At 39.3% G+C, this 21,937-nt stretch carries 17 protein-coding genes and 1 pseudogene; 9 read left to right on the top strand and 9 right to left on the bottom strand.

From position 1 onward, the window contains the following. The first annotated feature begins 119 nt into the window (after positions 1-119). The 3 genes from J582_RS10535 to J582_RS10525 are packed head-to-tail and all read left to right on the top strand — an operon-like array spanning position 120 to position 3,818. Positions 120-1,769, top strand: coding sequence for a phosphoethanolamine transferase (locus tag J582_RS10535; protein ID WP_022575731.1), 1,650 nt, complete (start codon positions 120-122; stop codon positions 1,767-1,769). Between the two features lie 14 nt (positions 1,770-1,783). Beyond that, entirely contained in the window at positions 1,784-2,458 is a 675-nt protein-coding gene (locus J582_RS10530) for a DNA-binding response regulator PmrA (protein WP_002051287.1), read from the top strand. A gap of 25 nt (positions 2,459-2,483) precedes the next feature. Continuing rightward, positions 2,484-3,818, top strand: coding sequence for a two-component system sensor histidine kinase PmrB (locus J582_RS10525; RefSeq protein WP_032047832.1), 1,335 nt, complete (start codon positions 2,484-2,486; stop codon positions 3,816-3,818). Here J582_RS10525 and J582_RS10520 read toward each other — a convergent pair. The 3 genes and pseudogenes from J582_RS10520 to J582_RS0104555 form a co-directional block, all read right to left on the bottom strand. After that, positions 3,815-4,513, bottom strand: coding sequence for a phosphatase PAP2 family protein (locus J582_RS10520; RefSeq protein ID WP_022575733.1), 699 nt, complete (start codon positions 4,511-4,513; stop codon positions 3,815-3,817). The genes J582_RS10525 and J582_RS10520 overlap by 4 nt on opposite strands. Positions 4,514-4,772: 259 nt before the next feature. Beyond that, on the bottom strand, positions 4,773-5,960 hold the full coding sequence (locus J582_RS10515) for an ammonium transporter (RefSeq protein ID WP_031981714.1): 1,188 nt from the start codon (positions 5,958-5,960) through the stop codon (positions 4,773-4,775). Between the two features lie 305 nt (positions 5,961-6,265). Next, positions 6,266-7,149 (bottom strand): annotated as a pseudogene (locus J582_RS0104555) (LysR family transcriptional regulator). Positions 7,150-7,265: 116 nt separating this feature from the next. Here J582_RS0104555 and J582_RS10510 point away from each other — a divergent pair. The 3 genes from J582_RS10510 to J582_RS10500 all read left to right on the top strand — a co-directional run bounded on the left by J582_RS10510 (position 7,266) and on the right by J582_RS10500 (position 10,003). Beyond that, the gene (locus J582_RS10510; protein ID WP_031981716.1) at positions 7,266-8,171 is read left to right on the top strand and encodes an AEC family transporter; all 906 of its coding nucleotides are present in this window, start codon (positions 7,266-7,268) and stop codon (positions 8,169-8,171) included. A gap of 99 nt (positions 8,172-8,270) precedes the next feature. Then, positions 8,271-9,287: a hypothetical protein gene (locus J582_RS10505; protein ID WP_031981717.1), complete on the top strand. Its 1,017-nt coding sequence runs from the start codon at positions 8,271-8,273 to the stop codon at positions 9,285-9,287. 137 nt (positions 9,288-9,424) lie between these two features. Further along, the gene (locus J582_RS10500) at positions 9,425-10,003 is read left to right on the top strand and encodes a methyltransferase domain-containing protein (protein WP_031981719.1); all 579 of its coding nucleotides are present in this window, start codon (positions 9,425-9,427) and stop codon (positions 10,001-10,003) included. Positions 10,004-10,067: 64 nt separating this feature from the next. Here the strand turns inward: J582_RS10500 and J582_RS10495 are convergent, their stop codons facing one another. Beyond that, positions 10,068-12,947, bottom strand: a complete 2,880-nt coding sequence (locus J582_RS10495; protein ID WP_031981721.1) for a valine--tRNA ligase — start codon at positions 12,945-12,947, stop codon at positions 10,068-10,070. 196 nt (positions 12,948-13,143) lie between these two features. Between J582_RS10495 and J582_RS10490 the strand changes: the two genes are divergently transcribed. From J582_RS10490 to J582_RS10480, 3 genes are read left to right on the top strand one after another with little or no spacing between them, the layout of a single operon-like run. Further along, positions 13,144-13,821 carry a hypothetical protein gene (locus J582_RS10490; protein ID WP_031981722.1) on the top strand — a complete coding sequence of 226 codons (678 nt, stop codon included), beginning with the start codon at positions 13,144-13,146 and terminating at the stop codon, positions 13,819-13,821. 25 nt (positions 13,822-13,846) lie between these two features. Next, entirely contained in the window at positions 13,847-14,653 is an 807-nt protein-coding gene (locus tag J582_RS10485; RefSeq protein ID WP_002051112.1) for an SDR family NAD(P)-dependent oxidoreductase, read from the top strand. A gap of 54 nt (positions 14,654-14,707) precedes the next feature. After that, entirely contained in the window at positions 14,708-15,142 is a 435-nt protein-coding gene (locus J582_RS10480; RefSeq protein ID WP_002051296.1) for a nuclear transport factor 2 family protein, read from the top strand. On the opposite strand, the gene J582_RS10475 is transcribed toward J582_RS10480, so the two are convergent. The 5 genes from J582_RS10475 to adeI all read right to left on the bottom strand — a co-directional run bounded on the left by J582_RS10475 (position 15,139) and on the right by adeI (position 21,934). Continuing rightward, positions 15,139-15,573 carry a YbjQ family protein gene (locus tag J582_RS10475; protein ID WP_002051467.1) on the bottom strand — a complete coding sequence of 145 codons (435 nt, stop codon included), beginning with the start codon at positions 15,571-15,573 and terminating at the stop codon, positions 15,139-15,141. The two genes, J582_RS10480 and J582_RS10475, sit on opposite strands and share 4 nt — an antisense overlap. 7 nt (positions 15,574-15,580) lie before the next feature. Further along, a complete protein-coding gene (locus tag J582_RS10470) occupies positions 15,581-15,931 on the bottom strand; it encodes a YbjQ family protein (protein WP_002051367.1) in 351 nt (116 codons plus the stop codon). Between the two features lie 109 nt (positions 15,932-16,040). Further along, on the bottom strand, positions 16,041-17,495 hold the full coding sequence (gene adeK, locus J582_RS10465; protein ID WP_002051147.1) for a multidrug efflux RND transporter outer membrane channel subunit AdeK: 1,455 nt from the start codon (positions 17,493-17,495) through the stop codon (positions 16,041-16,043). Next, the gene (gene adeJ, locus J582_RS10460; protein ID WP_004885467.1) at positions 17,495-20,671 is read right to left on the bottom strand and encodes a multidrug efflux RND transporter permease subunit AdeJ; all 3,177 of its coding nucleotides are present in this window, start codon (positions 20,669-20,671) and stop codon (positions 17,495-17,497) included. The genes adeK and adeJ overlap by 1 nt, the downstream gene beginning before the upstream one ends. 12 nt (positions 20,672-20,683) lie before the next feature. After that, on the bottom strand, positions 20,684-21,934 hold the full coding sequence (gene adeI / locus J582_RS10455; protein ID WP_002051558.1) for a multidrug efflux RND transporter periplasmic adaptor subunit AdeI: 1,251 nt from the start codon (positions 21,932-21,934) through the stop codon (positions 20,684-20,686). Positions 21,935-21,937: the final 3 nt, after the last annotated feature.

Raw genomic sequence — 21,937 nt, 5'->3', positions numbered from 1 at the left:
TAAATAAGTAGCGTAAAGCCGTTAAAAATGGTTTATACCGATCATTCTATTATTTAAGTCATTTTTAAGTTTCAATTTTTACAGTAGAGCATCATAAAAAAAGGTCGTAGTAACCAGAGATGCTGAGTTTTTTTTCTACATTAAGAAATAAGCAGATTTCCCTGTTTATGTTCAACTTCATTATAGCCATTTGGTTAGGTGCAATTCTAAATTTTGGTTTTTATAAAAAAGTTCATTTGTTAACGCCATATTTAGGTATAAAAGCGACCTTTTTTTTAGCGGCTACTGTAGTGATTGTTGTTGCTACCTATTATGCGGCTTTACAAATTTTAAACTGGAAATGGACGGCCAAAATTTTTGCCATTTTACTGGTATTTATTGGTGGTTTTAGCTCGTACTTTGTAAATACTTTAGGTGTCATTATTTCACCTGATCAGATTCAGAATATTGCTCAAACAGATGTTGCTGAAGCTACAGATTTACTTTCTTTGCGTTTTGGGCTCTGGACAATCTTCTTTGTTATTTTACCTATTTTTTTAATTACTCAGGTAAAACTCAAATCAGAAAGAATACTTCCGCTTTTGCTTAAAAAAGTACTTTCAATCGCTCTTGCATTTGCCGTTGTAGGTGGTTTGTTGTTTGCATATTATGTTGATTTTGCAGCAATATTTAGAGAGCATCGTGATTTAAAAGGAATGATCTCTCCTCAAAACACTATTTCTTCGGTGATGTCTTATTATCGTAAAAAAGCGCCTAAGAAAAATCTTCCTCTTGTGAAGTATGGTGAAGATGCCCATCAAGTTCAGCAAACTCAAAAAGATTTACCTAAACTCATGGTACTTGTAGTGGGCGAAACTGCACGTGCAGAAAGTTTCTCGCTCAATGGGTATGCTAAAAATACAAATCCAGAGCTTTCTAAACAAGATATTTTAAATTTCTCTCAAGTGAGTTCATGTGGTACGGCAACAGCAGTTTCTGTGCCATGTATGTTCTCTGGTATGCCACGTGCTGATTATGATGAGCAATTGGCAAGCCATCGTGAAGGCTTACTAGATATTGCAAAACGCGCAGGCTATCAAGTGACTTGGATTGATAACAATTCGGGTTGTAAAGGTGCATGTGATCGTGTTGAACAATACCAGATTCCAGAAGACTTAAAGCAAAAATGGTGTAAAGATGGTGAATGTCTTGATGGTATTCTCATTGATAGCTTAAAGCAGTATTTGGCCTCTATTCCGAAAGACGATAAACGTCCACGTTTAGTTGTATTACATCAGATGGGTAGCCATGGGCCAGCATATTACAAACGGGCACCTGAGGGATATCAACCATTTAAACCAACTTGTGATACTAATGCGATACAGGGTTGTTCACCAGCTGAGCTATTAAATAGTTATGATAATACAATCGTGTATACAGACCATGTATTAAGCCAAATGATCAATACTTTAAAAGAAGTATCGAATTATCAAACAGGTTTATGGTATTTATCTGATCATGGAGAATCGACAGGTGAGCATGGTATGTATTTGCATGGTTCGCCTTACTCAATCGCACCGAGCCAACAAACACATATTCCAATGATTATGTGGTTCTCTGATGGCTGGAAACAACATAATCTTGCTCAAGTAAATTGTTTAAACCAACAAACTAAACAAAAGTTAAGTCAGGATAATCTATTCCCAAGTTTGTTAAGTTTGCTGGATGTACAAACTCAGGTCATCAACCCTCAACTGGACATGTTGCACTCTTGTGCCCATGTAAACTAAAGCGAGCCTAGAACATGACAAAAATCTTGATGATTGAAGATGATTTTATGATTGCAGAATCAACAACGACGTTGCTGCAATATCATCAATTTGAGGTGGAATGGGTCAATAACGGTTTAGATGGTTTGGCCCAATTAGCAAAGAATAAGTTTGATCTCATTCTTTTAGACTTGGGATTGCCAATGATGGATGGTATGCAAGTTTTAAAGCAGATCCGTCAAAGAGCAGCAACACCAGTCTTGATTATCTCTGCACGTGACCAACTGCAAAACCGTGTTGATGGTTTGAATTTGGGAGCAGATGATTACTTAATTAAGCCTTATGAGTTTGATGAATTACTCGCTCGTATTCATGCCTTATTACGCCGTAGTGGCGTAGAGGCTCAACTTGCAAGCCAAGATCAACTACTAGAAAGCGGTGATCTGGTTTTAAATGTTGAACAGCACATTGCAACATTTAAAGGGCAACGTATTGATTTATCGAATCGTGAATGGGCAATCTTGATTCCGCTTATGAGTCATCCAAATAAAATTTTCTCAAAAGCTAATTTGGAAGATAAGTTATATGACTTTGATAGTGATGTGACCAGCAACACAATTGAGGTATATGTCCATCATTTAAGGGCTAAGTTGGGTAAAGACTTTATTCGAACTATCCGAGGACTGGGTTACCGTTTAGGGCAATCATAATTTAAGATTTCGGGACTTCATGAACGTGCATTATTCATTAAAAAAACGACTGATTTGGGGCACCTCAATTTTCAGTGTCATCTTAAGTTGTATTTTAATTTTTAGTGCTTATAAGGTTGCACTTCAGGAAGTCGATGAAATTCTAGATACTCAAATGCAGTATTTAGCGGAAAGAACGGCTGAGTATCCCTTAAAAACAGTAAGTAGTAAGTTTGATTTACATCGAACTTACCACGAAGAAGATTTATTTTTAGATATTTGGGCTTATAAAGACCAAGCGAATTTATCTCATCATCTGCACTTCTTGGTTCCTCCTGTTCAACAAGCTGGTTTTTATTCACATAAAACCGCTGAAGGTGTAGTCCGAACATATGTTTTACCGTTGAAAGACTACCAAATTCAGGTCAGTCAACAAGAGCGGGTTCGTGAAGCTTTCGCATGGGAGCTTGCAGGCAGTATGTTCATTCCTTATTTAATTATTTTACCTTTCGCGATATTTGCCTTGGCTGCCATTATTAGTCGTGGTTTAAAACCAATAGATGATTTTAAAAATGAGTTAATGGAGCGTGATTCTGAGGAGTTAACACCAATTGAGGTGCATGATTATCCTCAAGAGCTTTTGCCTACCATTGATGAAATGAACCGTCTGTTTGACCGTATTTCTAAAGCACAAAATGAACAGAAGCAATTCATTGCTGATGCTGCTCATGAACTACGAACACCTGTTACTGCATTGAACTTACAAACCAAGATTTTGTTAAGCCAGTTTCCTGAGCATGAATTGTTGCAAAACTTAAGCAAAGGTTTAGCTCGTATTCAGCATTTAGTGACGCAGCTTTTGGCGTTGGCAAAGCAAGATGTAACTTTAAGTATGGTTGAACCTACTGGCTATTTTCAGCTCAATGATGTGGCTTTAAATTGTGTTGAGCAGTTGGTTAATTTAGCCATGCAAAAAGAAATTGATTTAGGCTTTGTTAGAAATGACCCTGTCGAGATGCATAGTATTGAACCTACCGTACATTCGATTATTTTTAACTTAATTGATAATGCAATTAAATATACACCACATCAGGGGGTAATTAACATTTCAGTTTATACCGACCCAGATAACTTTGCTTGTATTCAAATCGAAGATAGTGGCGCAGGTATAGATCCTGAAAATTACGATAAGGTGCTTAAACGTTTTTATCGAGTACACCATCATCTTGAAGTGGGAAGTGGTTTAGGCTTATCAATTGTAGACCGTGCAACTCAAAGACTTGGTGGAACTCTAACTCTCGATAAAAGTTTAGAACTTGGTGGTCTTTCAGTTTTAGTGAAGTTACCTAAGGTTTTACATTTACATGAAACAAGAGCTTAACTAAGCTCTTGTTTTAATTGTTTTTCGAACTCAAAGCGATGAATACAAATCGCATAAAAGAAAATGTTCACTGCCCAAACAACCCAACCTGTCCATAAGTTATGACTTAGGAAATGTGCTCCTCGCATCATTTGTGCCCAACCCATCATAAATCCTAATAAAATGCCTGAAAATAAATAAAAATAAGCTCGTTTTGGTTGTTCAAGACGATAAACAAAATAACCGGTCATTATGATAAATCCAGCACTGGCATGACCACCTGGAAAACAATGACCATGTTTTGCTGTAAAGTCCCAAATATAGCCACCTAAACTATTAGGATGAACCATATTCCAAGGGCAGGCATGAGCAGATTGTGATTTTAATAAACCAACAACACCGCTACCAATCATGCTGACAAAAAACATATAACCATATTGCCAGCGATAGATTTTTAACTTTTCTACTTTAAATGAAGCAAGCCACAGACCAAAAAAGATGACATAAATCGCAGTGATAATGTCTTTTACGATTTGATGATTAAGCCTTTCGAGATACCAATTTTCCCGATTAAAAAATTGACCAGTTGAATCAATCCAAGGTTGGATGAGGTACATATCAATTTTTCCACCCACTGGGAATACAAATAAAAGTATAAAAAAGCTGATAGCAAGAAAAATAAGCTGAAGCTGAAAAAAATGTTTTTGTTGATTCATTGTGTTTTAACATCAATTTAAGCGTGAATTGAAGGCATTACATAAAATAAAACTTAAATTGTTCTTAAACTAAACAGGATTTCATCTTTAAATCTTAGAAAAATATTCAATTTAATATATTTTTCAATATATTAAATTGAATGTATGGAAAACTAAAAGTGTAGTTTTTAATCAAGGAAAGTTATTTTTAAACTAAGAGGTTTTATTTGTAAGAGGTATATGAAGCAGAATATTTAAATCCTGCTTCATAATCATTGAATTAAAACATGCCTTCTTCAGAGTTGGCAGAGATTTTATGAATAGACAAATCTGCACCACGAAACTCATCTTCTTGAGATAAACGAATACCAATGGTCGCTTTAAGGATGCCATAAACAATAAAACCGCCAGCAAGTGCGATAGCAATCGCGAGTACTGTACCAATGAGCTGTGAGGCAAATGATACACCGCCTAAACCACCTAGCCATTTTTGACCAAATAGTCCCACTGCAATACCGCCGAATGCACCGCAAACGCCATGTAAAGGCCATACACCTAGTACATCATCTACTTTGAGTTTATTTTGAGTATAGGTAAAGAGGTATACGAACATGGCACCAGCTATACCACCAATAACAAGTGCACTCACGGGATGAACAATGTCAGATCCTGCACAAATAGCAACTAAACCGGCAAGTGGACCATTATGTAAGAAACCTGGGTCATTTTTCCCAATTGCATTTGCTGTAATCGTTCCGCCAACCATTGCCATAAGTGAATTAATAGCAACTAGCCCAGAAATAGCATCAAGACGTTGAGCACTCATTACATTAAAGCCAAACCAGCCCACGATTAAAATCCATGAACCAAGTGCTAAAAATGGAATTGAAGAAGGAGGGTGAGCACTTACACGACCATCTTTCTTATAACGACCAGAACGAGCACCTAATAAAATAACCGCAGCGAGTGCAATCCAGCCACCCATTGCATGGACTACAACTGAACCAGCAAAGTCGTGAAAAGCTGCGCCAAAAGTTATTTCTAACCATTTTTGTAGACCATAGTTACCATTCCAGACCATACCTTCAAAAAAAGGATAGACCAGACCAACTAAAGCGAGCGTTGCTATTGCTTGTGAACGCATTTTGGCGCGTTCTGCAATACCACCTGAAATAATTGCAGGAATTGCCGCAGCAAAAGTCAGTAAAAAGAAGCAGCGCATTAAGTTGTAACCATGATCACTTGCGAGGCTTGTACCATCATGGAAGAAATGCTGGCCATAAGAAATGTAATAACCAACAAAGAAATATGCGATTGCGGAGAGGGCAAAGTCAGTCAGAATTTTACTAAGCGCGTTCACCTGATTTTTGTGGCGAACTGTACCAAGTTCCAAGAATGCAAAACCTGCGTGCATGGCAAGAACCAAAACTGCACCAAGTAACAAGAAAAATAGATCTACATTTTGCATAGCATGCTCGAAAAAAGTGCTAAATTCCATTTTGGAACAAATCTGGGTCTGTAAATTGCACCAAAATAGATTTAAGGAACCTAAAAACCTAAGTTTGCCGAAACAAACTCAATTGCATAAAAGTGAATATGCAATAAGCGCACCAATTTGGATTGTGAAATTAGTTTTTGGCGATAAATGGTGCGTTAATTTGCTTAAAATAGGCTGCAATGGCACATTTTTATGATAAAAGTCATCTAATTTGTTTATAAAATGACCCAAATGAGTACGTTATTAAAATATAAAACGAATTAAATTCTACTAAATTATTTATTAGACCAAACCTCTTGAGCAACCTCTATAAATGCTTTTACGGCTGGACTGATATGTTTCTTGTTTTTTACTGCAAGGCCAATAGAGCGTTTAAGGTTTGGTTTAAAAGGGCGTTTAACTACATTTGGATAAAGTGAGAGTAACTCTTTGGTGATGACCATATCAGAGACTATTGAGATTCCTAACTGGTTGTGTACCATACTGACGATACTTAGAATTTGGGAAACATAAAATTTAATGTCTGGTTTCACATTAAAGTTTTTTAAAATTAATTCGACCTGATGTCGACTACCAGCCATTGTCATAATAAAAGGGCAGTTTTCTAGATGTGCTGGATCAATATAGAGTTGCTGCGCTAGCGGGTAACCACTCGGAATTAAGGCAACAAAACGATCTTCGATTAAAGGGAATGTATCGAATCGCTCATCTGGCATAATTAAAAACCAACCTCTATGCGCCGTTCCAATAACCACTGAGCAACTTCTTTATCTTCACCTTCATCAATATAAATTTCGATTTTAGGATAGCGCTGCCGAAAGGTTTCTAAAATTTCAGGCAGTAGATAAATAGAGGATGATGCCCCAAAAGAACCAATACGTAATGTTCCTTCATTTAAACCGTGGATGGCAGCCACTTCTTTTTCTAATGTATCGGAAATACTTAGTAGCTCTTTTACATGGGTCAATAACTGCTGACCTGTCGTGGTGAGTTCAATATCGCTTTGAGTTCTTGAAATGAGGTTAATACCCCATTGTTGTTCTAATGATTTAAGCGCATGGGAAACTGCCGACTGTGAAATGCCCAACTTTTCAGCGGTCGCAGTGAAACTTTTTAGTTCAGCAATGAGTGCGAAAATTTCAAGTTGGGTAAAGGTCATGTTGTATTTGTTATGAGTAAAAACTCATTTTATCATGAGTTTTCATTATCTTTAATATATGAGTAAGCCAAGCTAATTGCCAAAGCAGCAAGCCCTAACAAAACTCGAGTAAAGAAATGAATAGCATTGTTTTATCTCTTTTTCCTTTAGTTGCATTAATTGCATCGGGATACTTATTTAAAAAATATCATTTTTTCAGCGATGAGTTTTGGGTTGGGGCAGAGAAGCTTAATTACTATATTTTGTTTCCCGCTTTGCTTTTTAGTACGCTCTCGACTGCAAAAATTGACTTACAGAGCTTAAGCACAGCCATCATTGCGATGTTGATTGTGGTCTTAGCTGTAACCGCCTTTTTATACATACTCCGAATGTTTTGGCATATACCGCCTGCACGTTTTGGTGTGCATGTACAAAGTATGGTTCGCTTTAATACTTATATTGGTTTGGCCTTAGTGACTTCACTTTTTAAAAGTGAAGGAATGGCAATACTGGCAATTTTATTGGCACTTTGCATTCCACTGGTAAATGTTATTTCGGTGCTTGCTTTAACTTCTAAAGAACATATGGCAATTAAACCTGTTTTGATTGCACTGCTTAAAAACCCTTTAATTGCATCATGTGTGATCGGAGCAGCAGTCAATGCGCTTCATATCCCGATTTGGGAAGGCTTTACTCAGTTTATTAAGCTTTTTTCTGTTTCGAGTTTGCCATTAGGTTTGTTATGTGTTGGCACAGCTTTGCAGTTTATGCAAATTAAAAAAGACATTGTGGTATTGGCAGCAGACACGTTTGCACGACTTTTAGCAGTGCCTGCATTGGCTTACGCGGTATGTACGTGGTTTGGTTTACCAAGTTTGCAAACACAGATTTTAGTCATTTTCTTTGCGCTACCGACTGCTTCAGCTTCATACATTTTAACCAAAGTTTTGGGTGGCGATAGTCAGCTTATGGCAGCCGTGATTAGCTTTCAAACGTTATGCGCCGCCGTGACTTTGCCATTAGTGATTTGGTGGATTTCTTAAGATATAAATCTTTAGGCTGACTCATATTTAAAGAATGCTTGGCTACCTTCCTCATCTGATTATTGCTACACTTTTTTCTTTTTCAGGTGGATGAGTAGTATGTCCTTTGATCTCAAAGTGAGCTTGCAGCAAAGGTCTGAACCGTCTGCACAGCAGAAAAAACTGAATCGCCTGATTAATAAAATAGAACAGCAAAAAGTTAGCCTGAGCACATGGCAAAATGCACAAGCTGATATTCAACAGCACATTCGGCAAAAACTGATGCCTGTGTATCGAGATTTGCATACAGTGCTATTTCAACAGTTAGAACAACTTTGGAATATGTTGCATAGCCACGAGTTTTCTAAAGCGGATATACAACAACTCGATGAAAAAATTGCTCAGCTTGCACAAATGTTGAAGCGCTCCGAAATGCTATCTGCTGAACAGTTGGATTTAGTGAATCAGATCGATACTTTTTATCAGCAGCATGCAGGGGAATCGGTAAAAAAGAATAAAAAAACTCAGCCAATACAATTTGAATATGGAGAAAGTGCTGAGCAAGGTTCAGAACTTGAAGAAGACTTTGAAAAGTACGCTGCCGAGCAACAACAAGCGCGGGAACAAGCCAAACAGCAAAGACAACAACAGAAACGTGAACAAGCTGAGCAAATGGCAGCGCAGTCACTCAAAACAGTTTATTTAAAAATTGCCGCGATGATTCACCCAGACCGTGAGCAAGATGAAACAAAGAAACAGGAAAAAACTGAGTTGTTTCAACAAGCAAGTCAGGCCTACGAAAAGCAGGATTTGTTTTATTTACTCAAACTCCAGTTACAGCTTGAACAGAATAAAGGGCTAGGTGCTAAAGAATTATCTGCTGAGCAGTTACGGTTTTATAAACTGGCTTTAGATGCACAAAGTCAGCAGCTTGAAAGCCAAATTGCTGAGATCTTAGATTCTTTTCAGTTAGCCAAGAATGTAAAAGCAGAGCATGTACACATTAGTGATGTGTATAAAGCTATAGATGCTGATTGTGCTGAGTTAAAGCAGCAGGTGAAATGGGAAAAAGAGCGTTTAAAGCATATGAAAAAAGTGAGTGGGGTAGAGATGTTGTTGGGGCATGAGGCGCTTTAATTAGCTTCTAGGCTTTATATGCAGCCATGAGGCTACCGATGATTTGATAAGGAATAAATTCTGAAATAAGAAATCGTTGAGGTTATATTCTTTATAAAATATAGTGTGGAAATTATAAAAATTAAAAGATCGGATTTATGAATGAAAAATTTATTCAATTATCAAAAGAACTTAAACATAGACCTATTTTAGAGAAGGCTTTAGGTTATTTTCCTAACTTACCTTTAGTTGCTATCGATTGTGGCTGTGGCGCTGGCAATGAATCTGCTTATCTACTCTCAAAGGGATTTAATGTTCATGCTTTTGATATTTCAATTGATGCGCAAAAAGTTTGTACTGAGCGATTCAAAGATGACTCTAAATTTATTTTCTATCATGAATCTTTTGAAGACTTTAATTTCCCGTCTGCAAGCTTAATTATTGCTTCATCAAGTCTATTCTTTTGCGATCCAAGCTATTTTTATAGTGTAATTAAACGAATTATAAATGCGCTTCCTGAAGGCGGAATTCTGGTAGCTGATTTATTGGGGACTCAAGATGAATGGGTTGCTAGAGAAACTGCAAAATTTATAGGATTTACTTATCAAGATATAGTTGGTCTATTCTTATATGATTTTAATTTATTGTTTCATAAAGAAATGAGTGAAAATCTTCCTTTATTGAGTGGTCATATAAAATCATGGCATCTTCATATGGTGATTCTACAAAAAAAGTAATTTTGAAATATAGAAAAACCCAGAACCTGCTTGCACAGATTCTGGGTTCATTTAACTAAAAAGCTTAAAGCGCAGCAATTTGCTCCATATTCGCTTTAACTTTATCTAACTGCGCAGCAAACTCAGCAAGCTTCGCTTTTTCACCTTCAACAACCGCTGCCGGTGCTTTAGACACAAAGCCTTCATTTGCAAGTTTGCCCGCGATTTGGTCGTGTTGCTTTTGGATTTTATCCAAGTCTTTTTGCAAACGAGCAAGCTCAGCTTTAGGGTCAATTAAGCCTTTCATTGGTACAAATACCGATGCATGGCTAACAACGCTAGAGCAAGATAAAGGTGGTTCTTGGTCTTTATTCAAGAACTCAATGCTTTCAACTTTAGCCAATGCTTTGAACAATGCTTCAATACGAATGATTTGTTCACGTTCAGCGTCAGATGTATTTTGAAGTAATACTGGCAACAAGCGTGCATTACCTAAGCCTAACTCACCACGAATGTTACGTACTGCACCAATCAAGCCTTGAAGCCATTGCATATCTGCTTCAGCTTGTTCATTGATTTTTGCTTGCTCAGGAATAGGGTATTGAGCAGTCATAATCGTTGGGCCGCCTTGACCAAGCATTGGAGCAAGTGTTTGCCAGATTTCTTCTGTCAAATACGGCATTAATGGATGAGCCAAACGTAATGAAGCTTCCATGACAGCAAGCAATACACGGCGTACTTCAGCTTTACGCTCTTCTGAAACTTCTGCATCGTTCAGAACCGGTTTAGTTAACTCAACATACCAGTCACAGTATTCATTCCAGATAAAGTCATAAATCGCTTGAGCAGCAAGGTCTAAACGATACGTTGCAAACGCTTGATGCACAGCAGCTTCAGCTTTTTGCAGACGGCTCATAATCCATTGTTCTGGAAGTTCCCAAAGATCAGGGCGAGCTTGTTGACCAACGGTTTGACCTTCAACATTCATCAGAACGAAACGCGTTGCGTTCCAGATTTTGTTACAGAAGTTACGGTAACCTTCAACACGTTTTAAGTCGAACTTGATGTCACGACCAGTGTTTGCAAGGGCACAGAACGTGAAACGAACTGCGTCAGTACCATAAGCATTAATGCCTTCTGGGAATTCTTTACGCGTTGATTTTTCAATCTTCGCAGCATCTTTCGGGTTCATGAGGCCAGTCGTACGTTTTGCGACTAAGCTTTCTAAATCGATACCGTCAATCAAGTCTAATGGGTCAAGTACGTTACCTTTAGACTTCGACATTTTTTGACCTTCACCATCACGTACCAAGCCGTGAACGTAAACTGTCTTAAATGGAATTTGAGATGAACCATCGTCATTTTTCATGAAGTGCATGGTCATCATGATCATGCGGGCAACCCAGAAGAAGATAATGTCAAAACCAGTCACCAACACGTCAGTCGGATGGAAAGTTTTGAGTTCAGGCGTTTGTTCTGGCCAGCCTAAAGTTGAGAATGTCCAAAGTGCAGATGAGAACCATGTATCAAGTACGTCTTCGTCTTGTTTAAGCTCAACATCGGCCGCGATGTTATTTTTCGCGCGAACTTCTTCTTCGCTACGGCCAACATAGATATTGCCATCTGCATCGTACCAAGCTGGAATACGGTGACCCCACCAAAGCTGACGTGAAATACACCAGTCTTGAATGTCACGCATCCATGCCATGTACATGTTGCTGTATTGCTCTGGAACAAACTTAATACGACCATCTTGAACCGCTTCAATTGCAGGCTCAGCAAGAGGTGCAATTTTTACGTACCATTGGTCAGTCAATAATGGCTCAATAATTACGCCTGAACGGTCACCGCGTGGCGCTTTTAAGTCATACGGTTGGATTTGGTCTAACCAGCCTTCCGCTTCCGCTTGAGCAACTAGTTTTTTACGTGCTTCGAAGCGCTCTAAACCAGCATAGTCTGCAGGTGCAGTAATGGTTTTAGAAATTTGTTCGCCAGCTTTGGCAATATATTCAAACTCACCTAAAACTTCAGCGTTTTTGTTGAAGATATTGATGATTGGCAAGCTATTGCGTTTACCTAACTCATAGTCGTTAAAGTCGTGAGCAGGCGTGATTTTTACACAGCCAGTACCGAAGTCTTTTTCAACGTAGTCATCGGCAACGATTGGAATTAAACGACCAGTAATTGGCAATACAATATTTTTACCAACAAGGTGTGCATAACGCTCATCTTCAGGGTGAACAGCAACAGCAGTATCACCAAGTAATGTTTCAGGTCGAGTCGTTGCAACTACGAGATAGTCTTTGCCATCTTGAGTTTTAACTGATTTATCTTCAAAGAAATATTTAAAGTGCCAAAGTGAGCCTTTTTCTTCTTTGCTTTCTACTTCAAGGTCAGAAAGAGCAGTTTGAAGTTTAGGGTCCCAGTTTACAAGACGCTTACCACGATAAATTAAACCGTCTTCGTGCAAACGAACGAATACTTCTTTAACTGCGTTTGATAAACCTTCATCCATCGTGAAGCGTTCACGTGACCAGTCTACAGACGAACCTAAACGACGAATTTGTTTGGTAATTGTGCCGCCAGATTGTTCTTTCCATTCCCAAACTTTTTCGATGAATTTTTCACGGCCTAAGTCGTGACGAGTTACACCTTGTAAGCCAAGTTGACGCTCAACAACCATTTGAGTTGCAATACCAGCATGGTCAGTACCCGGTTGCCACAAAGTGTTTTTACCCATCATACGGTTATAACGGGTGAGGGCATCCATAATGGCATTGTTAAAGCCATGGCCCATGTGCAAACTACCAGTGACGTTTGGTGGTGGAATCATGATACAGAATGATTCACCGTGACCAGAAGGTTTGAAGTAACCTTGTTCTTCCCACGTTTTGTACCACTTCTTTTCGATCTCGGTTGGATCGTAGGTGGTGGCAATATTTTGAGCGGTTTGAGCGTCAGTCATAGTAGCTTAGATCGAATATGCATAAAAAATTGCATCTATTGTAGCAAAAAAATGCCTCGAAATTAATGTGCTGAAAACAGATAAACGGTTTTGTATTTTTTTCAAAAAACGGTAGATTTATGAAGCATGGATCACAATTTAATCGTGTAGCGGCACGGCAGAAAAATTACAAAAGAATTGATAAGGGATGCGATATATGAGCTACAAAGTTTTTTTAAAGATTTCCGATTCAACCTATACCCAATTTGCTTCAATTCGAGAGAAATTACACGCAGGGGTAAAAGAAAGCCAATCTAAAGCATTAGGTAGTGTTCTTTCCGATTTATCTTGTGAAATTATTGAGCAAGTTTTCTCAGTATTGTTAAAGGATGAGCAAGACAACCCTACCATGACTGAAAAACAGCGCCATGAGTCCGAGAAAGTTCTTCAACAAATTTTAGAAACTTTCCGAAAGTATATGCCTTGGTCAGTCTCTTTTTTCGGCAATGAACGGCTATTACCTTTGGTTGATTATATGACATCACTTATGAAAGAGCGTGAGCAAGATGTTTATATTACTTATCCAATCACACCACAACTTGTGCAACAGGCCCAAACACTGACTGAACAAATACGTGCGGGCAATATGCAAAGCGTAGAAGAGGCTTTTCAGACCTTGATTCAAATTGTGGATTTAGGTGTAACAAGCCTAGTACGTGAACCTAAAAAACGTTTAAAATTTAATTTGGTTGTCGACAAAACCCTAAATGGGGTCATTAATATGACAACGCATTTGGGCTATAAACGTTTGGAAAAATTGGGGACGCAGGTTGATCAGACCACAGCAACTCATTATATCAATCACTTTTTGGCCTTCATGCATCAAGCAGCATAATTTAAAAAGATAATAGGAAGTCAAAATGGCCAAACTTGATACTTTGCAAAATAAAGTGGTGTGGATTACTGGAGCATCTTCCGGTTTAGGTAAAGCTTTAGCTGGTGAGTTTGCTTTGCAAGGGGCTCAAGTGATTTTAACTTCGCGTCGCTTTGAAGAGTTAGAAGAAGTTCGCGTTGGTTTACTCCATCCGGATCAGCACTTATCGGTAGTTGCAGACATTACCAATCAAGAGCAAGTTCAAGAGGCTTATGAGCAGATTTTAAAAGCAAAAGGACGAATTGACTGGCTTATTAATAATGCAGGTTTAAGTCAACGTGCTCTTATTCAGGACACCACAATGGCAACAGAACGCGCCATTATGGAAGTCGATTATTTCTCGCAAGTGGCACTAACTAAAACTGTGCTGCCGATTATGCTTAAACAAAAGTCTGGCCGAGTCGTATTTGTGTCGAGTGTGGCAGGCCTTCTAGGTACGCAATACCGTGCAAGTTATTCGGCTGCTAAAGCTGCTATTCACATGTGGGCCAACAGTTTACGTGCCGAAGTTGCCGATCAGGGTGTTGAAGTTTCGGTTATTTTCCCGGGCTTTGTAAAAACTAATGTTTCGTTTAATGCGTTAAATGGCGCAGGGCAACCTCAAGGCCATCAAGACGAAGCAATCGAAAATGGACTAGAAGCCGATGTTTTTGCAGAACATTCAGTTAAGGCTTTAATGCAAGGACAAGAATATATTGTGGTAGGTGGTACTAAAGAAAAATTAGGTGTGATGGTTTCCCGTATGTCGCCGAAATTACTCTATAAAATGATTCGAAAAACAAAAGTGAAATAAAAAAGAGATTTTGCCGTGGTAAATTGATGGAAAAACCCACATAGAAGGTTCACCATGGATCAAGACTATCATCGTATCTTAGACGTTGTTACGCGTTTTCAATTGGTCTTTGACCAGAAAAATTGGGATGCGTTTGATGAGTTGTTAGCCGATCAACTTGAGGTGGACTATTTCCAGTTTAGAGGAGAACCTTTATGTGTGGTGTCTTGTCATGAATTTAAAGGTTCGCGGCAACAGGCTTTGTCGCATTTACGACTACAGCACAATTTGAGTAATCCTCTTGTTCGGATTGAACAAGACCGAGCATGGTTAGAGTGTAATTATCAAATTTACCGTTTTTCTGAAAATGATTATTTTCATTCTTTTGGTCGCTATTATTTTACTTTGGCAAAACAACAGGACAAATGGAAAATTACCGGAATTTGCCAACATTTAACCAAAAATATTGGCAATCCACGTATTCACTTTTCTGCTATGGGGCAGTGCTAGTCTTTGACTGCTGTACCATAAGCAAAAACTTCAATCATTCCGCCTTGCATACCGAGTTCGGTTGTACTCAACCGAACTCCCATAATATGGTTAGCACCCACATTATGGGCTTGCTGTTTTAAACGAATAATCGCTTCACGGCGAGCTCGTTCAACAATGCTTTCATAACTGGTCAGCCGACCCCCTAAAACATTTTTTATAGAAGCCAGTACATATTTAAAGTAGTCGTGAGAAATGACTACATTACTGCTAATAAAATGGCCTAATTGATCACTCGTTGCAAAACGATTGGTATCAATTCTGATATGTGCAAATTGTTGCTCTTTTTCTAGAAGTTCATTTAAATGTTTTCGTTCAATATGGCGGCCAAAAGCCCAACCAATACTGAAAAGAATAAGAAAAATAACAAGCTGAAAAATAAGATTGTCCATTTTCTACCTATGCATTAAATGGATCGGGTAAATGAGGTGCTTGGGGCTGCACAACGACTGCTGTGCCATATACAAATAACTCGGAAGCACCTTGGGCAATGTTTGAAGTTGAAAAACGAATGCCAACAATTGCGTTAGCACCAAGTTGCTGTGCCTTAGCAATCATGCGATCCATTGCTTCTTGGCGGGATTCTTCTAAAAGTTCGGTGTAGCCTGTGAGTTCTCCACCTACAATATTTTTTAAACTTGCCATGAGGTCACGGCCTACATGTTTACTACGAACAGTGCTGCCATATACAACATCAAGTTGTTTTAAAATTTGATGGCCTGGAACGCTTTCTAAATTACTTAATAACATTGTTTTTTATCAATCAAAATGTATTAAGGTTTCAAGATAAAAAATATTCACATTGGTTGCAATAAAAAAGCCCACCGAAGTGAGCTTTTATAAGAATGTGATTTAAAGCTTATTGCTTTTTCAGTTCAGCACTTGATGGTTGATGTACCACTGTATCTGAAGTGTTTGCTTTTAAACCGCCACCTAGAGTTTTATATAACTCGATTTGGTTGTTTAAGTTTGCTTGTTGAAGCAATAACAAACCTTGTTCAGCTGAATAAGATGAACGTTGTGCATCAAGAACTGTCAAGTAACTATCAATACCTGCACGGAAGCGGGCATTTGAAAGTGTGTAGTTGCGATTAGTTGCTTCTACTAAACGTTGTTGAGCTGTTAAACGTTCACCAATGTTGGCACGTGTCGCAAGTGCATCATTAACTTCACGGAATGCAGACTGAACTGATTTTTCATAATCAGACAATGCAATTTTCTGATCGGTTTCAGAAATTTTTACATTGGCACGACGAGTACCCCAGTCAAAGATTGGTAAATCTAAGCTCGGACCAATTGACCATGCAAAACCACCAGACTTAAATAGATCACTTAAGTCAGTTGATGCATAACCTGCTGAACCCGTTAAGCTAATGGTTGGGAATAAACGTGCTTTTGCGGCACCAATATTCGCACCCGCAGCGCTTAAGTTATATTCGGCCGCTTTTACATCTGGACGGTTATTTAACAAATCACTTGGTAAACCAGCAGTGAATACATTTTGTTGAGCAATACGTTTCACAGGCTGTGTCGGTAACAAGTTTTGTGCAACTGGTTGGCCTACAAGTAAGTTCAACAAGTTTTGTGCTTGAGCAATTTGAGTTTTGTAGTTCGCTACATCGTTACGCGCAGTTTCTACAGAAATCTGTGCCTGACGTAATGGAACTTCACTGTCGATACCTACATCAAAACGTTTTTTGTTGAGATTGTAAGAATCTTGCTGCGCTTTAAGTGTTTGCTCTGCAAGTCTTAAATTCGCCGTTGCAAACGAATAGTTTAACCATGCTTGAGCAACTTGACTGATCAAACTGATTTGAGTCGAATCACGTGCACTTTGTGTTGAAAGGTAATTATCTAAAGCAGCGTCTTTTAGACTACGAACACGGCCCCAGAAATCAAGCTCATAAGCAGTTACACCCAAACCTACTTGGTAAGTAGAGTAGGGGTTATTCGGGTCACGACTTGGCGTAACCTGACGAATTGCACTACCACTTGCTCCGATTGTTGGAAGCTGGTTGTTCTTCGTAATCTGATACTGCTCTTGAGCACGTTCAATATTGAGCGTTGCTTTACGTAAATCACGGTTATTCGCAAGAGCCAAGTCGATTACTTCAAGCAAACGTGGGTCAGCAAAGAACTGTTTGTAGCCCTGTTCAGCAATAGATGTACCAGAAGCGCTGTTATATGCATAGCTCTGTGGAATATCGGTTTTCACGACTGGTTCTGGGCCGCGCATGCTTTGACAAGCTGCCAAAGCAAGCGCAAGTGCAGATACCGCAATGCTACGACCTGAAATAGACCATACTTTTTGCATCACGATTTATGCTCCTGAGTGTTTATGGTTTTTGGTTTGTACTTAAAGATACTACGAATCCACACATAGAATACAGGGATAAAGAAGATACCTAAGAATGTCGCGCTGAGTACGCCACCAAGTACACCGAAGCCTACCGAGTGCTGACTTCCTGCACCAGCACCTGTTGAAAGTGCAAGCGGAAGTACACCAAAACCGAAGGCAAGGGTTGTCATGATAATTGGACGTAAACGCATTTTTGCAGCATGTAAGGTTGCGTCAAGTAGATCTTCACCTTTCTCTTGCAGCTCTTTTGCGAACTCAACAATCAAGATCGCATTTTTTGCAGAAAGACCAATTACCGCAATAATCGCTACCTGGAAGTAAATGTTATTCGAGAGATTTGGATCTCCTTTAATAATCATACCCAAGTAAGTCAATACGATCGCACCAATGACACCAAGCGGTACCACAAGTAAAACCGAGAACGGAATTGACCAGCTTTCATACAATGCAGCCAAGCAAAGGAATACGATTAACAATGAAAGCGCATATAAGAATGGCGCTTGAGCACCAGACTCACGTTCTTCAAGTGATAAGCCTGTCCATTCATAGTCGAAACCTTGTAAGCCCATAGATGGTAACTTACCAATAATTTCTTCCATTGCTTTCATGGCATCACCAGAGCTCACGCCAGGTGCAGGTGTACCTTGAATGTTAACCGATGATACGCCGTTATAACGTTCAAGACGTGGAGAACCATATGTCCATTTGCCAGTAGCAAATGCAGAGAATGGAACCATCTCACCTTTGTTATTACGTACATACCACTTGTTTAAGTCTTCAGGCATCATACGGCTACCCGCATCACCTTGAACATAAACTTTTTTCACACGACCGCGGTCAACGAAATCGTTAATGTATGAACCACCCCAAGCAATACGCATTGTATTGTTGATGTCAGCAATGCTAACACCCATAGCACCAGCTTGAGCCTGATCTACATTAATTTGATATTGAGGCGTATCTTCTTGGCCATTTGGACGTACACCCATGAGGCGTTTATCTTGCGATGCCAAGCCTAAAATAGTGTTACGTGCTGCAATTAGTTTCTCATGGCCTTGACCACTTGAATCTTTAAGCTGCAAGTTAAATCCGGCAGTTACACCCAATTCAGGCATTGCAGGAAGCTGTAACGGCATAACATATGATGCATCTTTAATGATCATGTTTAATGCCATACCACGCTTAATTAATGCGCCGATTTGAGTTTCCGGTGAAGTACGTTTGCTCCAGTCTTTCAACTTAACGAAGCCAATACCAGCGTTTTGACCCACACCTGTGAATGAGAAACCAGAAACAGTGAAAATTGATTCTACTGTGTCTTTTTCATTCATAAAGAAGTTTGTCATGGTGTCAATCACTTTACCTGTACGGTCAAGCGTTGCATTTGGTGGTAATTGAACAAGTGTCATTACAACACCCTGATCTTCTTCTGGTAAGAATGAAGATGGGAGTTTTTGGAACAAGAAGACTAAAAGGGCAACTACAACAGCGTACAGCACGCCAGAGAAGATTTTGCCTTTAAGCATGCGGCTAACACCATTTTGGTAGCTGTGCGACATGCGGTCAAAACCATTGTTAAAGCTTCTAAAGAAACGAGCGAAGATATTATTGCTTGGTTCTTTATTTGGATCATGCTGTTTTAGAATAGTCGCACAAAGTGCAGGTGTGAACGTCAACGCTACAATTAACGACAGTACCATTGCAGTTACAAGGGTAATCGAGAACTGGCGGTAAATTACACCTGTTGTACCACCAAAGAAGGCCATTGGTACGAATACCGCTGTCAATACACTGGTAATACCCACTAACGCACCAGAAATCTGCTGCATTGAGCGTGAAGTAGCCGTAACCGGATCAGTATGATCTTCACTCATTACACGTTCAACGTTTTCCACTACAACAATAGCGTCATCGACCAGAAGACCGATTGCCAATACCATAGCGAACATGGTTAAGGTGTTAATTGAGAAGCCAAAAATATTAATAACAGCAAATGTACCTAATACAACCACTGGAACTGCAAGCGTTGGAATAATCGTTGCGCGCCAGTTTTGTAAAAATAGGAACATGACAATGAATACCAAAATCACGGCTTCAATTAATGTGTGTACTACACTTTCAATTGAAAGACGGATAAATGGAGTCGTGTCATAAGCTAGTTTATCTTGTAAACCTGCTGGATAGTTCTTACGTAATTCAGATAAACGTTGTTCAACAGCAGCTGCCGTATCCAGTGCGTTAGCACCTGTAGCAATTTTAATTGCAAGACCACCTGCTGGTTTACCATTAAATTTCGAGTCGAACTGATAGTTATCCGAACCTAACTCTACGCGAGCTACATCTTTTAAACGAACTTCAGCACCAGATGCTGTGTTCTTTAAAAAGATATTTCTAAACTGCTCAGGAGTCTGTAACAAACTTTGAGCATTCACTGTTGCGTTAAGTACTTGACCTTGTACAGCAGGCGCACCACCTAACTGACCTACAGCAACTTGCGAGTTTTGTGCTTGAAGCGCAGTTGCAATATCACTAGGAGTGAGTTGGTAACTTGTTAACTTGGCTGGATCGAGCCAAATACGCATTGCATATGAACCACCAAAGACCTGAACTTCACCAACACCAGCAACACGGCTAAGCGGCTCTTTAATTGAAGAGTTTACGTAGTCTTTAATGTCTGAGTCTGAAAGGCTGTTATCTGGTGAATAAAATGCAATAACTTGTAGGAAGCTTGCACCAGATTTAGTAACTGTTACACCTTGACGTTGTACATCTTCAGGTAAAAGCGCAGTTGCAGATTGCAATTTGTTCTGAACCTGAACTTGTGCGATATCAGGGTCAACACCTTGTTCAAAGTTTAATTGAATAGATGCTTGTCCGTTACCAGCACTGTTAGAAGAAATATAACGTAAACCATCGAGACCATTCATTTGTTGTTCAATGATCTGGGTTACGGTGTTTTCAACTGTTTCAGCCGATGCACCAGGATAAGTCGCAGCAATGGTGACTGTCGGTGGTGCAATCGTTGGATACTGTGCAATAGGCATTTTTGTTAGCGTGAGAATACCCGCCAACATAATGACTAATGCAATCACCCACGCAAATATGGGGCGATGAATAAAAAATTGTGCCATTCAATCTACCCCTTATGCATTTGAAGCTGCTTTCTGTTCTGCTTGAGGTTTACCTGATTGAGCCGGTTTCGCAGCATTTGGAGCTGCACCTTGAGGATTTGCTGGTTGAGCTTGATAAGGTTTTGCTGTTACTTGTTGCCCTTCTTTGACTTTGGCAACGCCATCAACAATGACTTTATCGCCAGCTTTTAAGCCGTTAGTCACAATCCAGTTTTGTCCTTGAACACCTGAGGTTTCAATTGGACGACTCTCAACAGCCCCTTTGGCATTAACAAGCATTGCTACAGCTTGACCTGTAGGTAAACGTGTAACCGCAGCTTGAGGAATCAGATAAGCATTTGGAACAACACCCTGAACAATTTGTGCAGTGGTATACATACCCGGAAGCAATAAATGATTCGGGTTAGAGAATACGGCACGTAAAGTAATTGTTCCTGTATCTTGGTTTACAGAAGCGTCAGAGAAAGCAAGTTGGCCTTCGATCGGGTAGGTAGAACCATCTTCAAGCTTTAATTTTACTTTCGTATTGTTACTGTTGTTCAAACTGCCTTTACTTAATTGTTGACGTAAACGTAACAACTCAGCGCTAGACTGATTAATATCAACATAAATTGGATCTAACTGTTGAATCGTCACTAACGCATTAGTCTGATTTGCAGTAACTAAAGCACCAGCCGTTACTGATGAACGTCCAGATTGTCCAGAAATAGGAGAGCGAATTGTAGAATAACCAAGATCTACATTTGCATTTGTTACTTGAGCCTTAGCTGCTGCAACTTGTGCTTCTGCAACATTAACTTGACCAAGTAAGTCATCATATTCCTGTTTAGACACAGCATTACTAGAAACAAGTTGTTTATAACGATTTAACTTGGTACGTAGTGAAGCTAGATTTGCCTGTTGTTGTAGGAGTGATGCTTTTGCATTTTCTAACGTTGCACGGTTCGTTCTAGAGTCGAGCTCATAGAGTGCCTGACCTTCACGAACATAACTTCCTTCAGCAAATAAGCGCTTTAAAATCACGCCACTTGTTTGAGGACGAACTTCAGAAATTTGATATGCTGAAGTACGGCCTGAAAGCTCAACGCTTTGTTCAACACTTTGTGGTTGAGCAACAATAACACCTACTTCTGCAGGCGGCATTTTCTGAGCAGCAGCAGCTTGCTGTTTCTCATCGGAGCCTTTGCTACAACCAACAAGTGCGATACTTGTTGCTAATGCGCAAGCAGTAAGGGCTGGTGCCCAAAGCTTAGCCGACATCATTGT

The sequence above is a fragment of the Acinetobacter sp. 1566109 genome (genome assembly GCF_000582255.1).
GTDB classification, from domain to species: Bacteria; Pseudomonadota; Gammaproteobacteria; order Pseudomonadales; family Moraxellaceae; genus Acinetobacter; species Acinetobacter nosocomialis.
Note: the sequence above shows the minus strand (reverse complement) of the source record. Positions and strands in the feature narration are given on the sequence as shown.